Origin of the sequence: Mycoplana dimorpha (genome assembly GCF_003046475.1) — a bacterium.
In the GTDB taxonomy this organism is placed as follows: Bacteria; Pseudomonadota; Alphaproteobacteria; order Rhizobiales; family Rhizobiaceae; genus Mycoplana; species Mycoplana dimorpha.
On the sequence record NZ_PZZZ01000006.1, the window covers coordinates 148,227 to 163,444 of the forward strand.

The following is a 15,218-nucleotide window of genomic DNA, read 5'->3' on the forward strand; positions in this document are numbered from 1 at the left end:
TGCATCGTCCGATCCTGTAGGGGGCATGTCACTGCTCAAGGCAGATGGCTGCGGTCGGCCGGCACGCGATTGCGTACCACTTCCCCTGCCCTGCCCATCCCGCTAGGCCTTCCAGGCCGCCGGCCGCTTCTCCAGGAACGCTGCGATCCCCTCGGCCGCTTCCGCCGTTTCCCATGTGTCGACAAGCCGGGTCAGCGTCATCTCGATCAACGCTTCGTCGATCGGCGCGGCAACCGCGCGCACCAGCGCCTTGGCTGCCGCGACCGCCCCCGGCGCCGCCGCGAAATAGGGGCTTATCTCCGCCTCGACCGCAGCATCGAGCCCGCCTGCCTCGACGACCGCATTGAGGAGGCCGGCATCATGCGCCTCTGTCGCGTCGAACAGTCGTGCCGAACAGAAATAGCGCGTCGCGTTCGCCGCGCCGATCCGCGCGATGACGTAGGGACTGATGGTGGCCGGAATGAGCCCGAGCCGGGTTTCCGTCAGGCCGAAGCGCGCCCCCGATGCGGCAATCGCCGCGTCGCAGACGCTGATCAGACCGACGCCGCCGCCATAGGCCTGGCCGTTGACGCGGGCGATCAGCGGCTTCGGCAGGTCGCGCAGCGCCTTCAGCATCATGGCGAGCTTGCGGGCCTCGGCGATCCGCTGCTGGCGCGTCGCCGCGACCTGCTGCTTCATCCAGTTTAGATCGGCACCGGCGCAGAAACTCCCCCCCTCCCCCGTCAGGACAACGACGCGCACCGCCGGATCGCCTGCCAGGCGTCCGGCGGCCGCCCTCAGCTCGGCGATCATCGTGGAGGAGAGCGCATTGTGCTGTTCGGGCCGGGCGAGCCTCAGCGTCGCCACGCCACGATGGTCCGTGGAAATCGAGATCGTCTCGAAGCTCATGTGGCAGCCTCCGCTTCGGGCCCGGCGACAAGTCCACGGGCGAAATCGGCCGCCTCCGCCAGCAGGGCCATATCCAGCCCGGTGTCGAAGCCCGTTGCCTGCAGCATGTGGACGACTGCGAGCGTATCGACATTGCCCTTCGCGCCCGGCGCATAGGGACAGCCGCCCAGGCCGCCGACCGAGGCATCGAAGACCCTCAGCCCCATGTCGAGGCTGACGCGGATATTGTCGAGAGCCGTGCCGCCGGTGTCGTGGTAGTGGCCGGCCAATCGCTCGGCCGGCGCCACCCCCAGCACCGCGCGCAACATGACGGCGATATTCTCCGGCGTCCCCCGGCCGATCGTGTCGCCAAGGCTCACCTCATGGCAGCCGAGCGCCAGCAGTTTTTCGGTCACAGCGGCAACGGCGCCGGGTGGTGTCGGCCCGTCATAGGGGCAGACGACGACGCAGCTGACGTAGCCGCGCAGCGGCAGGCCGTCGGCACGGGCGCGCTCGGCAACCGGCCTCAAGCGCTCTAGGCTTTCTTCGATCGAGCAGTTGATGTTGGCGCGGGAGAAGCCTTCCGACGCCGAAACGAAGATCGCCACCTCGTCGGCGCCGGCTGCCCTCGCCGCCTCGTATCCCTTCACGTTGGGCACGAGTGCGGCGTAGCGCACGCCCGGCCGCCGGGCGATGCCGGCCATCACCTTGGCGCCGTCGGCGAGTTGCGGCACCCATTTCGGGCTGACGAAGCTCGTCGCTTCTATGCGCCTGAAGCCGCACACCGACAGCCGGTCGATCAGCGCGATCTTGCCCGTCGCCGGAATGATACGCCTTTCGTTCTGCAGGCCGTCACGCGCCGCCATCTCGACGATCTCGACAAACTCGCCCATTAGGTCACCTGTTCACCGAACGCAACCGCATTGGTGTCAGCGCAAGCTCGATCCACCGCAGCGGGCCCATCCGGGCGGCGGTCCGGAAACTCGGAGGGCAAAGCCACCCGCCCACCTGGATCCCGGTGTCCTTGCCTCCTTTGCGGACGGTGGAACTCACATCGAGCAACATTGCGCAATAGTGCACGCAGGGCGCCGGCGGATCAATCCGGCTGGTCTCTTCTGTCAAATGCCGGAGCAACTCGACGCCTGGCAGGGCGCTCGTCGCCGTCAGGCGTCGCGCTGCCTCGCCCGCCGCCCGACCCGCCAGCTATAGATGAACACGCAGGCGCCGACGAAGCCGATCAGGAGGGTGGCCAGCGCGTTGACGTCGGGGCTGACGCCGAGCCTGACCTTGGAGAAGATCACCATCGGCAAGGTGCTCGACCCCGGCCCCGAGACGAAGCTTGCGATGACCAGGTCGTCGAAGGACAGCGTGAACGCCAGCAGCCAGCCCGAGACCAGCGCCGGCGCCAGCATGGGCAGGGTGACGTCGACGAAGGCCCGCCATGGCCGGGCGCCGAGATCCTGCGCCGCCTCCTCCAGCACCCCGTCCATCTGCGCCAGCCGCGACTGCACGATGATCGTCACATAGGCCATGCAGAAGGTGGCGTGCGCGATGATGATGGTAGTGGGGCTGCGACCCTGCGGCCAGCCGATGAAATCCTCCATCGCCACGAACAGAAGCAGCAGCGACAGGCCGGTGATCACCTCGGGCATGACCAGCGGCGCGGTCACCATGCCGGCCATCATCGCCCGGCCGCGAAACGGGCCGAAGCGCGTCAGCACGTAGCCGGCGAGCGTGCCGAGCACCACCGTCAGCGTGGCGCTGACCGCCGCGACCTTGACGCTGAGCCAGGCGGCGCCGAGCAGTTGATCGTTGGCAAACAGCTCGCCATACCATTTCAGCGAGAAGCCACCCCACACCGACACCAGCCGCGAGGCGTTGAAGCTCAGCACCATCATCAGCAGGATGGGGATGTATAGGAACAGCAGGCCGGCAACGGCCATGATGGAGACGAAGCGACCGGTCCTCAGCATCTCAAGCCCCATCCGCTTTTCTGGTTTCGCGCGCCCGGAAAACCATCACCGGCGCCACGAGCGCGACCAGCATGACGATCGCCACCGCCGAGGCCATCGGCCAGTCGCGATTGGCAAAGAACTCGTCCCACAGTACCCGGCCGATCATCAGCGTGTCGGGCGCGCCGAGCAGCGCCGGGATGACGAATTCGCCGACCGCCGGCACGAACACCAGCAGGCAGCCGGCGATGACGCCGGGCAAGGCCAGCGGCAGGGTGACGGTGGCGAAGGTGACGGCCGGGCGCGCGCCGAGATCGGCCGAGGCCTCCAGCAGCGTGGCGTCGAGTTTCTCCAGCGCCGCATAGAGCGGCAGCACCATGAAGGGCAGGTAGGAATAGACGATGCCGATATAGACGGCGAGATCGGTGTGCAGCAGCACCAGCGGCTGATGGATCAGCCCGAGATCGAGCAGCAGGGTGTTGAGCAGGCCGTTGCTCTGCAAGATACCAACCCAGGCGTAGACCCTGAGCAGCAGCGAGGTCCAGAACGGCAGCATCACCACGGCCAGCCAGAAGATGCGGGCATGCACGGGCCGACTGACGATGAACAGCGCAATCGGAAAGCCGATCAGCAGGCAGAGGCCGGTGGCGATGGCGGCGATCTTCACCGAGTTCAGATAGGCGGCGAGATAGAGCCGGTCTTCCAGCAGCAGCTGGTATTTCGCAAAGGTCAGCTGGATGGCGACCGTGGTGTTGTCGATCCAGTCCAGCAACGCCGTGTAGGGCGGGATGGCGATGTCGGCCTCGGCCAGCGAGATCTTCAGCACGAAGGCGAAGGGCAGCAGGAAGAACAGCAGCAGCCACGCATAGGGCAGCGCGATGACGCTGTTGCGCCCCAGCCGCCGCTTCGGCCGGCCCTCTGCCGCGGATGCTCCCTGGCCGCTCATGCCGGCAGCACCACGGCGCTGGCCGGGCCCCAGCTGCAATAGACCCGGTTACCGATCTCGAACACATTGCCCTCGTGCCGGTCGAGATTGGGCAGGGTGACGTGGATCAGCCGGCCGGTGTCGAGCCGCACCTGGTAGACGCTGAGATTGCCCAGATAGGCGACCTCGTCGATGGTGCCGGGTGTGACGTTCTCGTCCTGTGCGGGCCGGTCGTGGGCGAGGTTGATCTTCTCCGGCCGGATCGCCAGGTGCACGGTCTGGCCAAGCGTGCCGGTGACGCCGTGACCGACATGGATGACGCAGCCGGCTTCCTCGCAGCGCATGCGGGCGTGGCCGGGCTCGTCCTCGATCAGCACGCCGTCGAACAGGTTCACCGCGCCGATGAACTGGGCCACGTAGCGGTCGGCCGGGAACTCGTAGAGATCGCGCGGGCCGCCGACCTGCACCAGCCGCCCGTCGCGCATCACCCCCATGCGCGAGGCCAGCGTCATCGCTTCGTCCTGGTCGTGGGTGACGACGATGAAGGTGGTGCCGAGCTGGGCCTGGATCTTCATCAGCTCGAACTGGGTTTCCTCGCGCAGCTTCTTGTCGAGCGCCCCCAGCGGTTCGTCGAGCAACAGGAGCTTCGGCTGCTTGACGAGCGCGCGGGCCAGCGCCACGCGCTGGCGCTGGCCGCCCGAAAGCTGATGCGGGCGGCGCTGCGCATAGTCGCCCATCTTGACCATGTCGAGCATGTCGGCGACCCGCTTGCGGATCTCCGCGCGCGGCACGCCGCCGCGACGCAGGCCGTAGGCGACGTTGTCGGACACGCTCATGTGCGGAAACAGCGCATAGGACTGGAACATCATGTTGACCGGCCGCTCATAGGCCGGCACCCCGGTCATGTCCTGCCCGTCGATGAGGATGCGGCCCTCGCTCGGCTGCTCGAAGCCGGCCAGCATTCTCAGCAGCGTGCTCTTGCCGGAGCCGGAGCCGCCGAGCAGGCAGAACAGCTCCGAACGCTGGATGTCCAGGTCGATCCTGTTGACCGCCACGATCGCACCGAAGCGCTTGGTGATGCCTTCGATGCGCACGAAGGGGGCGGCATCTGCCCCGCCGGCAGTGCCGACGGGTTGGGTTTCAATGGCGCTGCTCATGGGTCCTCGCCGCTACTGGCCGGTCTTGATCTCGGTCCAGGCCCGCGTCAGCAGCCGGTCGAACTTCAGCGAATGGGCCTTCATCGCATAGAGCTTGTCGCGCAGCTCCATGGGCGGGTAGGCGCCGGGATCGTTGCGCACTTCCTCGCTGATCATCGGATCGGCCGCCAGGCTGACATTCGGGAAGTTGATCGAGTTGGACAGGCTGGCCATGACTTCCGGCCTGGAGATGTAGTTGATGAAGGCATAGGCGTTTTCCGGATGCGGGGCATCCTTCGGGATCGCCATCACGTCGAAGAACAGGATGCCGCCCTCCTTGGGGACGATGATCGCCAGATCGACACCGTTATTGGCCGCCTGCGCCCGTTCGCGCGCATTCACCATGTCGCCGGCATAGCCAAGCGTGATGCAGACCGCGCCGTTCGCCAGATCGTTGATGAACTGCGAGGAGTGGAAATAGCGGACATGCGGGCGCACGCCCTTGAGCAGTTCGACCGCCTTTTCGAGATCCTTGGGATTTTCGCTGTTGGCATCGATGCCGAGGTAGACGTTCGCGGTCGCCATGATCTCGGAGGGCGAATCCAGCAGCGTCAGGCCGCAATCGGCCAGCTTGCTGGCGTTCTCCGGCTTGAAGATGACGTCGAGCGAATCGATCTTGTCGGTGCCGAGCCGCTCCTTGATCATCGCCTTGTTGTAGCCGATGCCGATCGCGCCCCACAGATAGGGCACCGAATAGGCATTGCCGGGATCGTTCAGGGCCAGCTGCTTCATCAGCACCGGATCAAGATCGCCGAAGTTCTCGAGCTTGCTGCGGTCCAGCTCCATGTAGGCGCCGGCCTTGACCTGCCGCTCCAGGAACTGGGCGCTCGGCACCACCACGTCGTAGTTGGAGCTGCCGGCCAGCAGCTTTGCCTCAAGGACCTCGTTGGAATCGAAAACGTCGTAATTGACCTTGATGCCGGTTTCCTTCTCGAAATCGGCCACCGTGGTCGGTCCGATATAGTCGGACCAGTTGTAGACGTTGAGGGACTTTTCATCGTCGGCGGCAGCCGGCGACAGCATCGTCATCGACAGGAACGCCGCGAGGGCGCCTCGTTGCAAGTTTCGCATGTTTCCTCCCCTTTTGCCTCTGTGGCCCGGCGCGTCCGCGCCGGGCGATACGGGCATCCTGGAGCAGAAGCGAATTTGACGCCGAGAACATGAAACGGCCGATGCCGGACATGCCCCACCGTGCCGCGCCGGCGATTCGCCCCTCTCCCGTCCTAGACCCGCATGCCTCCACACATGTGAGCCCAAACCCTTCAATGTAGAAAACATACAGGGCGGCGGGGTTGCGTCAAGCCGGATTTGCCGTCACCTGCAACCTGATGAAAGCTTGGGACGGGCGACGATCGCCCCACGCGTCGAAATTCGACCGCCACGGGTGCATTGCCTTCGGGCCACCTCGGGTGAGCGGCAACCGCGATGGCTCCCATACGCGAAGGGCCGCGTATATCGGGCGTGCCAAGCTCTCGAGCCAGTTCCGTCAGCACGCTTGACTTGTTTTATCTACGGTGTAGAAATTCCGCAAAAACCCGCTCTCGGCAGCGGCCGCGCAACATCTCTGCGCGGCAGTGGCCCGGGCGCCGCACAGACCGGTAGCTCGGGATCTGCACCGACCGAGCCGGTGACGAGTAAGGAACGTTCTTATGGATGCCACGATGTTTGCCGGCGATCTGGACCGTGCGGAGCCCGCCGGAAGCGGCAGCGAAGCCGCGGCGCAGCGCCATTTCTTTGCTGCCATCTGCGACCTCAACGGCGTGCTGCGCGGCAAGCGCATGCCCGATTCCAAGCTGAAGTCGGTGCACAAGGCAGGCATCCGCATGCCGATGTCGTCGATCGGCGTCGACATCTGGGGCGTCGATGTCGCCGGCACCAAGCTCACCATGGAGAGCGGCGACCTCGACGGCATCTGCCTGCCGACCGGCCGCCCGCCGGTGTCGCTGGGCTGGGCCGGCTGCGACGCGCCGCTGCTGCCGCTGACGATGTGGAAGGAGGACGGCAGCCCCTATTTCGCCGATGCCCGGCATCTGCTCGCCGCCGTGTTGGCGCGCTATTCGGCCAAGGGCCTGCGGCCGGTCGTGGCGACCGAGCTGGAATTCTACCTGCTTGCGCCGGAGGGCGATCCCGCCCCCGCCGGCTTCCGGCCCGGCACGATCTGCGGCGATTTCGACAATATCTACTCGCTCGACGAACTCGACGCCGCCAGCGCCTTTCTCGACGACGTCTACCGCACCGCCGATGCCTGCGGCATCAAGGTGGAGGCGGCGATCGCCGAGAGTTCGCCCCGGCAGTTCGAATTCAACCTGCTGCACCTGCCCGACGCCCTGAGGATCGCCGACGACACGATCCTCTTCAAGCAGATCATCAAGAACGTCGCCCGCCGCCACGGCCATGCCGCATCCTTCATGGCCAAGCCGCGCCGCGATTGGGCCGGCTCGGGCATGCATGTGCACTTCTCCATCATCGACGAGAACGGCGCCAACATCTTCAACGACGGCGGCGAGAAGGGAACGGACGCCATGCGCCATGCCGTCGGCGGCCTGCTGGCGACCATGACCGAAATGACGCTGGCCTTCGCGCCGCATCTCAACTCCTACCGCCGCCTGCGACCCGGCGGGCTGGCGCCCACCACGGTTGCCTGGGGCTATGAGAACCGCACCTCGGCGGTGCGCATCCCGGCCGGCGATCCCGCGGCGCGGCGCATCGAGCACCGCGTCGCCGGCGCCGACGCCAACCCCTATATCGTGCTGGCCGCCATCCTGAGTGCTGCGCTGCGCGGCATCGAGGAAAGGTGCGAGCCGGCGGAACCGGTGCGCAACAATTCGCACGATTCCGACCGCCCCGCGATCGCCCGCGACTGGCTGCAGGCGCTGGAATGGTTTTCGGCATCCGAACGGGCCAAGACCCTGCTGCATCCCGAATTCGTCCACGCCTTCGTCGCCTGCAAGGAGCAGGAACAGATTGAATTCGCCGCCCGCATCAGCGAATTCGAACTCACCACCTACCGGCTTTCGGTCTGATCCGGCCGGGCTTGATCCCCCAAATTCCGACGGAGCCGGCATGGCCGAAGCCTATTGCAAATCCTATTACGCCGCGTCCGCCAATGGGACCGGGCAATTTTCGCGGCTGGAAGGCGAGGTCGATTGCGACGTCGCCATCGTCGCCGGCGGCTTCACCGGCATCGCCACGGCGGTGGAACTGGCCGAGCGCGGCGTGCGCGTCGTCGTACTGGAGGCCAACCGCATCGGCTGGGGCGCTTCCGGGCGCAACGGCGGTCAGGTCACCGGCTCGCTTTCCGGCGACAAGGCGATGGAGCGGCAGTTCCGCCGCAAGCTCGGCGACGAGGCCGCCGACTTCGTCTGGCGCCTGCGCTGGCGCGGCCATGACATCATCAAGAACCGCGTGGCGAAATACGGCATCAGCTGCGACCTGAAGCACGGCCACATGCAGGCCGCCTACCAGCCCTCGCACATCGGCGAGTTGGAGGAGATGTACCGGCTAGCCTGCGCGCATGGCATGGGCGACGAGGTCGAGATGGTCTATGGCGCCGACCTGCACCAGTATGTCGGCACCGACATCTACCATGCCGGCATCGTCAACCGCCGCAACATGCATCTCCACTCGCTCAACCTGTGCCTGGGCGAAGCCGAGGCGGCGCGTTCGCTGGGCGCGCAGATCTTCACCGATACGCCCGTGACGAAGATCGTCCATGGCGATCGGCCCGAAGTCGTGACCGAGAAAGGTCGGGTGCGGGCCGACAAGGTGCTGATCGCCGGCAACGGCTATCACCATCTGGCGCCGGGCAAGCTTGCCGGCATGCTGTTTCCGGCCACGCTCGGCATCGTTGCCACCGAGCAGCTGCCGGAGGACCTGGCCAGACGCGTCCTGCCGCAGGATTTCGCCGTCTACGACACCCGGTTCGTGCTGGACTATTACCGGCTGACCGCCGACCGCCGGCTGCTGTTCGGCAGCGGCACCAACTACAAGGGGACGCAGAGCCGCGACATCGGCGCGCCGATGCGGCCGGCGATCGTAAAAACCTTCCCGCAGCTTTCCGACGTGAAGATCGAGTTCGCCTGGGAGGGGCAGGACGGCATCACCATCAACCGCATCCCGCAGCTCGGCAACGTCACGGCGAACGTTTTCTACGCCCAGGGCTATTCCGGCCACGGCATCGCCACCTCGCACATCATCGGCGAGATCATGGCGGCGGCGATCACCGGCGACAGCCGGGATTTCGACGTGTTCGCCAGCGCCTGGCACTGGCGCCTGCCGGTCGGCCGCTATCTCGGCAACCGGGCGCTGGCGCTCGGCATGTGGTATTTCCAGAAAACGGAAGCGCTGCGGTAGGGCACGCCCCGGCCCCGGTAGTGTTGCAGGCGTTTCGGGCGACAGCCGACGCCGACCTCGCCCGGACCCGCAGCCACTACCCTTGCGGCGAAAAGCGTCAGCGGTTTTCCGGCCGAGGTCGCGACGGGCAAAATGCCGGCGCGATACCGCGCCGCCAGCGGCCGATCAGGCCCGCACGGTCTCGTGCTGCGCCGCCAGCGCGACGATGCCGTCGAGCAGCATTTCGATGCTCAGCGCAAACACCGAATTCGGCGCCAGGTCCTGATAGAGCGGCATCGCCCCCTTCAGTAGCGGATGCGAATGATCCGGCAGCTGTGCCAGCTCCTCCAGGTCCTGCGTGCTGGCGGGGCCGACCAGCCCGCCGATCTCGCCCATCGCCAGTCCGGTGATGCAGGCATACCAGCCAAGGCAGATCGCGGGAATGTCGCGGGTCGGAATGCCGGCCTCGCGCAGCGCGCCGTGCACCATCTCCATATGGTCGTAGTCGGCCGGGCCGGTATAGACGAAATTCTGCATCAGCCAGAAGCTCTTGGGAAAGCGCAGCGCCACGGAGCGATACTGGTCTGCGAGATGGCGCATGCGCCCGCGCCACGGCAACGCGGCCGGCGCGATTCGCAGCTGCGATTCCAGTCGCCCTGCCATCGCCCGGTACAGGCCTTCCTTCGACTTGAAATGATAGAGGATCGACATCGGATCGCAGCCGACACGCGTGCCCAGCTTGCGCAGCGTGAAGCCGGCCTCTCCCCCCGCCTCCATCAGCTCCAGCGCCGCCTCCACGATGATGTCCTTCGACAGGCCGCGCGGGCCTGGGCTGGTTCTTTGTCTGGAAGTAGTCATCGCGCTCATTCAGAAAGGCACCGCCGGCGGCGGCATCGCGACCGATGATGTCGCCGGACGCTTCGGGATGCAAGCAGCGGCAGGTCCTTTCTTCGCCGTTCGCGCGGACGCGGCCGGGCCGCCTCGATGGGCTCGTCCGGGAAACTCCACGGTTCGGCCGCGCATCATTCGCCGATAAAGAGGAGATCGGCGTCCTGAGCGTCTTGCCCGTCTATCCGCAGGGGCCCCAGTCGGGTGCCGCTCCACGCCCCCCGCAATCAGGCCAGCATCGCCGCGCCGCGGTCGAGGTAGGTGTCGAGAAACTGGTCGAGGCGGGGGTGACGCGGCTTGTTGAAGACGTCCCGCGGCGGCCCTGCGAACACCAGCCTGCCCTGCTCGAGGAAGGCGATCTGCTGTCCGACCGAGGCGGCAAAGCCAATTTCGTGCGACACCACCACCATCGTCATGCCGTCGGCGGCCAGCGAACGCATGACGTTCAGCACCTCGCCGGTCAGTTCCGGGTCGAGCGAGGATGTCGGTTCGTCGAACAGCATGATCTTCGGCTCGAGCGCCAGGGCCCGCGCGATCGCCACGCGCTGCTGCTGGCCGCCGGACAGCTGCGAGGGGTAATGCCCGGCGCGCTCGGCGAGGCCCACCTTCTTCAGCTGCAGCATGGCGCGCTCCTCGGCCTCGCTCTTGCGGACGCCGTGCACGGTCTTCAGCGCCTCGCTGACATTGCCGAGGGCAGTCATGTGCGGCCACAGATTGAATTGCTGGAACACCATGCCGATCTGCGAGCGCACCGCCCGGATGCGAGCGGCCGGCAGCCGCACCGGCTTTCCCTGCGGCCCGGGCGCGAAGCCGAGCGGCTCGCCGTTGATGTAGATCAGACCCTCGGTCGCCTCCTCGAGAAAGGCCATGCAGCGCAGCAGCGTGCTCTTGCCCGAGCCGGACGGGCCGATCATGCAGGAGACCTGCCCCTGCGGGATCTCGAGGTCGATCCCGTGCAGCACCTCGACCTCGCCGAAACGCTTGATCAGTCCTTTGACGGAAATGGCTGGCGTCGTCATGTCGTTACAAACCTGTATTTTGAGAGACGGACTTCCATGAAGCGTCCGAGCCTGCCGGAAAGCTCGACGAGCCCCCAGTAGAACAGCGCGAGCAGGAAGAGCGACTCGACGAAAGCATATTGCTGCGATCCGATGGCGCTGATCACCAGCGTCAGTTCCGGCACGGTGATGATGGACAGCACCGCGGTTTCCTTCAGCAGGATGATGGCCATGTTGACCGAGGCCGGCAGCACCAGCATGGTCATCTCGGGAATCATGATGCGCCGGATGATCTGCGGCCGGTTAAGCCCGACGCATTCGGCCGCCTCGACGTGACCCGGCGGCACCGCTTCGAAGCCGGCCCGGAAGATCTCGCTGAAATAGGCGGCGCCGTAGACGGTGAGGCCCAGCAGCCCGGCTGGTATCGGATCCAACGAGATGCCGACGAACGGCCCGCCGTAATAGAGCAGGAAGAGCTGGATCAGGAACGGGGTGCCGCGAATGACCTCGACGCACAGCCACAGCGGATAATTGAGCCAGGCCCCGCCATAGCGCCGCCCGACCGCGACCATAAAGCCGAGGATCACCGCACCGATCACCCCGAAGCCCCAGGTCAGAAGCGTTACCCCGAACGCCCGCGCCAGCTCGGGCATGATGCTGACGATCAGGTTCGTATCGAAATTCATGGCCGTCCCCAGCGGAAGGAGCGTTCGAACAGCGAGCCGCCCGAGGCGATCAGCCAATTAATGATGAGGTAGAGCAGGCCGGCGGCCGAAAACAGCTCGATCGGCCGATAGGTGCTGGCGGCGAGATCCTGCGCCATGCGGGTCAGCTCGACGATGCCGACCACTGACACCAGCGACGAGGCCTTGAGGATCATGATCGCTTCATTGACCAGCGAGGGAAAGGCAAGCCGCAGGGCGATCGGCGCCCGGATGCGGCGGAACTGCTGGAACGCGCTCAATCCCGCCATGTCGGCGGCCTCCAGCAGCCCGCGCGGCACGCTCTGAAACCCGCCCCGCAGGTTCTCCGCCTGGTAGGCGGCCGTGCACAGGGACAGCCCGGCAATCGCTGCGACCACGCTCGGAACGTTGAGGCCGAGTGCCGGCAGAAGGTTGTAGATGAGCAGAAGCTGCACCAGCAGCGGCGCGCCGCGGAAGAAGCTGACGAAGGTCCGGGCCGGGATGGACAGGGCGCGCTGCGAGGAAAGGGACGCCGCCGACACCACGATGCCGATGGCCAGCCCGATGGTGATGGAGATGAAGCTGATCAGCACCGTATAAAGCGACGCCTGGACCAGCAGTTCGAATAGTTTCCAGGACATTTAGCGGCTTACCCGTCTGGGTTGGCTGGTTGGAATGCAGCACCGCCGCACGCGTTTCCCGGCGCGTGCGGCGGTGCTGATCGATCAGAGCGCCGGTTCGGTGACGAGGTCGGGCGTGTCGAAGGTCGCGCCGAACCACTTCTCCTGGATCTTGGCAAGACGGCCGTCACCCTTGATCTTGAGCATCGCGGCCTCGATCGCGTCCATCAGGCTCTTGTGATCGTCGTCCTTCAGGCCAGGATAGGCAAAATAGGCCTTGGTGCCGAACGGCGGCTGGACCACCTCGAAGGTTTCCGGTCGCTGCTTGGCGACGAAGGCGATGTTGGGCAGCGAATTGCCGACCGCCACGATGCGGCCGGCCGCCAGGTCGGCATAAGCCTCGTTGTTGCCGGGATATTCGCGCACGTCGGCCTTGCCGGGCAGCTTGTCGACGAACGCCTTGAGTTGCTCGAGCTGGGCGGAAGCCTTGCCGCCGCCGACCACCTTGCCGGCGACGTCTTCCGGCTTCTGCACGCTTTCGTCGCCGGCGCGCTTCAGAAGCGCAACGGTCGCCTCGGCGACCGGCGGCGTGAAGCGATAGCGCTCCATGCGCTGCTTGGTCACCGTCGCTGGTCCGCCGACGATGTCGAACTTGCCCGCCTCCAGGCCAGGCAGCACGCCTTCCCACGGCAGCAGGACCCATTCGATCTTGACGCCGAGTTCCTTGCCGATCTCATCGTAAAGATCGACGTTCAGGCCTGCATGCTCACCCGCGTCGATGAAGTCGAACGGCGCAAACGCCGTCTCCGTGCCGACCTTCAGCGTCCCGGCCTGCTTGACACGGTCCAGCGCATCCTGCGCGTAGGCACCCGCCGTCGCCGCAAGCAGCATCGCTGCCCCGACCACCGCCTTCACTAAAAAGCTCTTCTGCATTGACACCTCCCATTTGGGCTCTGCCCGCAAGCGGGCGCAAAAGCCTGACAAAAACGTCGGATCCCCCTTGAAACCCCGTCAACCCCGATCCTCCATAAGGCCGACATGACTATACATAAAAGCAGCTTTTCGAGCGCTGTCAACGCATCATATCGGATGGCGAAGCCGCGCCCACCAACGCTGGATTGCGGGGATTATGTATATACTTGTGCCGGCCGGCCGGCGTGGGCGCCGCCTCCTCCCACTCCGCAATCCTGATTTGCCGCCCGTTGTCGCGCCTGCCGGCATCGCAAGGCTGGCGGTCGCTCGGACAGGCGACGGGAAGGGATGCCGGAAGGCTACCAGGCCGGAAACGGATCTGTGAGGGTCGGCCAATCCCGAGGATCGGCGCTGGCGAGGCAGTCGTCCAATGCGGCTCGGAGGACTGCCTCGTCCATGGCGACCCCGATGAAGACGAGTTCCTGCCGACGGTCGCCCCAGGCGCTGTCCCAGCGGCTCTGCAGGAACCGGCGAAACTGCGGTCGGGGCGGCCAGTTCTCCAGCGGGACGGCCGCCCACCAGAGCCCCATCGGCTCGCAGCGGCGCTGCACGCCGGCGGCCGACATCAGGCCGACATGGCGCGGGCGGGTGGCCAGCCAGAAGTGGCCCTTGGCGCGCAGCACCCCAGGCCAGGGCTTGTCAAGGAAGGCGCGAAACCGCGCCGGATCGAATGGACGCCTGGCCCGATAGACGAAGCTCGCGACGCCGAATTCCTCGGTCTCGGGGACGTGGGCATCGGAGCTGTACGGGTCGCCTCGGTCGCATCCGCGACCTTGTTGATCACCACCACGTCGGCAAACTCGATCTGGTCGACAAGGAGGTCGATGAGCGTGCGGCGGTCCTCACCGTCCACCTGCAGGCCGCGATCACGTAACAGATCGGCGCTGCCGTAATCGGCGAGCAGGTTCGCGGCGTCGACGACGGTGACCATCGTGTCGAGCCTGGCGGAATCGGCAAGGCAAACGCCGTGCTCGTTGCGGAACGAGAAGGTCGCCGCGATGGGGCGCGGCTCGGCAATCCCGGTCCCTTCGATCAGCAGATAATCGAACCGCCCCTCTTCGGCCAGCCGCCGCACCTCCACGAGGAGGTCGCCGCGCAGCGTGCAGCAGATACAGCCGTTGGTCAGTTCGACGAGCGTCTCCGTCGTGTGCGACAGCCTGGCGTCACCATCGCGGATCAGGCTGGCGTCTATGCTCACCTCGCTCATGTCGTTGACGATCACGGCGACGCGAAGCCCCTGCCGGTTCATCAGCACGTGGCTGAGAAGCGTCGTCTTGCCGGCCCCCAAGAACCCGGCGAGCACGGTCACAGGTAGCCGATCGGTCATGCCTCCCCTCTCCGTCGAACGCTTTCCTGCACGGGGGCCAGGCTGATCGCCCAGGTCGGCGCCACGCCAGTGCTGCCCGCCTCCCGCCTCCCCTTCCCGCCCCCGGCCGGGTGCCTCAGGCGGCGAGCTGGGGCTTGAACACCACGTCGGCCCAGTAGTTGGCGGAATCGAAGGTGGCGTTCGGGAATACGCCCGTGGTGGCGGATCCCCCATAGGCATAGACACCGTTGCCGCCCGCGCCGGCATTGGACGGCGCCGTCAGCGGGCCATTGGTGACGGGGCTGCTGAAGTAGCCATCGGTCGCCACGTAGTTGCCGGTGCTGTGGTAGGAGGCGATGTAGGTGGTGTTAGCGGCGATGGTGACCGGGTTCGGCAGGGCCACGGTCTGCCAGCCGGTGGCCGAGGTGTTGGTGAAGGTGGCGGTGGACAGCTTCGTGCCGGTGGCCGTCCACAGGTCG

At 66.2% G+C, this 15,218-nt stretch carries 14 protein-coding genes and 1 pseudogene; 2 read left to right on the plus strand and 13 right to left on the minus strand.

All coding sequences use genetic code 11. The features are described 5' to 3' along the window. Positions 1–102: 102 nt before the first annotated feature. From C7449_RS15405 to C7449_RS15430, 6 genes are all read right to left on the minus strand, one after another. Positions 103–888, minus strand: a complete 786-nt coding sequence (locus C7449_RS15405; RefSeq protein WP_108003787.1) for a crotonase/enoyl-CoA hydratase family protein — start codon at positions 886–888, stop codon at positions 103–105. Further along, positions 885–1,760 (minus strand): hydroxymethylglutaryl-CoA lyase, encoded by an 876-nt coding sequence (locus C7449_RS15410; protein WP_108003788.1) that lies wholly within the window; start codon positions 1,758–1,760, stop codon positions 885–887. Before C7449_RS15410 ends, C7449_RS15405 begins: the two co-directional genes overlap by 4 nt. Before the next feature lie 270 nt (positions 1,761–2,030). Beyond that, the gene (locus C7449_RS15415) at positions 2,031–2,840 is read right to left on the minus strand and encodes an ABC transporter permease subunit (protein ID WP_108003952.1); all 810 of its coding nucleotides are present in this window, start codon (positions 2,838–2,840) and stop codon (positions 2,031–2,033) included. 1 nt (position 2,841) lies between these two features. Beyond that, positions 2,842–3,765, minus strand: coding sequence for an ABC transporter permease subunit (locus tag C7449_RS15420; protein ID WP_108003951.1), 924 nt, complete (start codon positions 3,763–3,765; stop codon positions 2,842–2,844). Beyond that, entirely contained in the window at positions 3,762–4,901 is a 1,140-nt protein-coding gene (locus C7449_RS15425; protein WP_108003789.1) for an ABC transporter ATP-binding protein, read from the minus strand. Before C7449_RS15425 ends, C7449_RS15420 begins: the two co-directional genes overlap by 4 nt. 12 nt (positions 4,902–4,913) lie before the next feature. Then, a complete protein-coding gene (locus C7449_RS15430; RefSeq protein ID WP_108003790.1) occupies positions 4,914–6,011 on the minus strand; it encodes a polyamine ABC transporter substrate-binding protein in 1,098 nt (365 codons plus the stop codon). A gap of 578 nt (positions 6,012–6,589) precedes the next feature. Between C7449_RS15430 and C7449_RS15435 the strand changes: the two genes are divergently transcribed. Both C7449_RS15435 and C7449_RS15440 read left to right on the plus strand, forming a co-directional pair. Continuing rightward, entirely contained in the window at positions 6,590–7,963 is a 1,374-nt protein-coding gene (locus C7449_RS15435; RefSeq protein WP_210204742.1) for a glutamine synthetase family protein, read from the plus strand. Positions 7,964–8,003: 40 nt separating this feature from the next. Continuing rightward, entirely contained in the window at positions 8,004–9,293 is a 1,290-nt protein-coding gene (locus C7449_RS15440) for an NAD(P)/FAD-dependent oxidoreductase (protein ID WP_108003791.1), read from the plus strand. 165 nt (positions 9,294–9,458) lie between these two features. Here the strand turns inward: C7449_RS15440 and C7449_RS15445 are convergent, their stop codons facing one another. The 7 genes and pseudogenes from C7449_RS15445 to C7449_RS22120 form a co-directional block, all read right to left on the minus strand. Continuing rightward, complete coding sequence (locus C7449_RS15445; RefSeq protein WP_108003792.1) at positions 9,459–10,130, minus strand: TetR/AcrR family transcriptional regulator; 672 nt, start codon at positions 10,128–10,130, stop codon at positions 9,459–9,461. Between the two features lie 257 nt (positions 10,131–10,387). After that, a complete protein-coding gene (locus C7449_RS15450) occupies positions 10,388–11,179 on the minus strand; it encodes an amino acid ABC transporter ATP-binding protein (protein WP_108003793.1) in 792 nt (263 codons plus the stop codon). Further along, positions 11,176–11,844, minus strand: a complete 669-nt coding sequence (locus C7449_RS15455; protein WP_108003794.1) for an amino acid ABC transporter permease — start codon at positions 11,842–11,844, stop codon at positions 11,176–11,178. The genes C7449_RS15450 and C7449_RS15455 overlap by 4 nt, the downstream gene beginning before the upstream one ends. Further along, entirely contained in the window at positions 11,841–12,482 is a 642-nt protein-coding gene (locus C7449_RS15460) for an amino acid ABC transporter permease (protein ID WP_108003795.1), read from the minus strand. Before C7449_RS15460 ends, C7449_RS15455 begins: the two co-directional genes overlap by 4 nt. Before the next feature lie 84 nt (positions 12,483–12,566). Further along, entirely contained in the window at positions 12,567–13,394 is an 828-nt protein-coding gene (locus C7449_RS15465; protein ID WP_108003796.1) for a transporter substrate-binding domain-containing protein, read from the minus strand. A 338-nt stretch (positions 13,395–13,732) separates the two neighbouring features. After that, positions 13,733–14,760 (minus strand): annotated as a pseudogene (locus C7449_RS15470) (GTP-binding protein). A gap of 115 nt (positions 14,761–14,875) precedes the next feature. Continuing rightward, a partial coding sequence (locus C7449_RS22120) for a DUF4082 domain-containing protein (protein ID WP_245414410.1) occupies positions 14,876–15,218 on the minus strand: 343 nt, incomplete at its 5' end.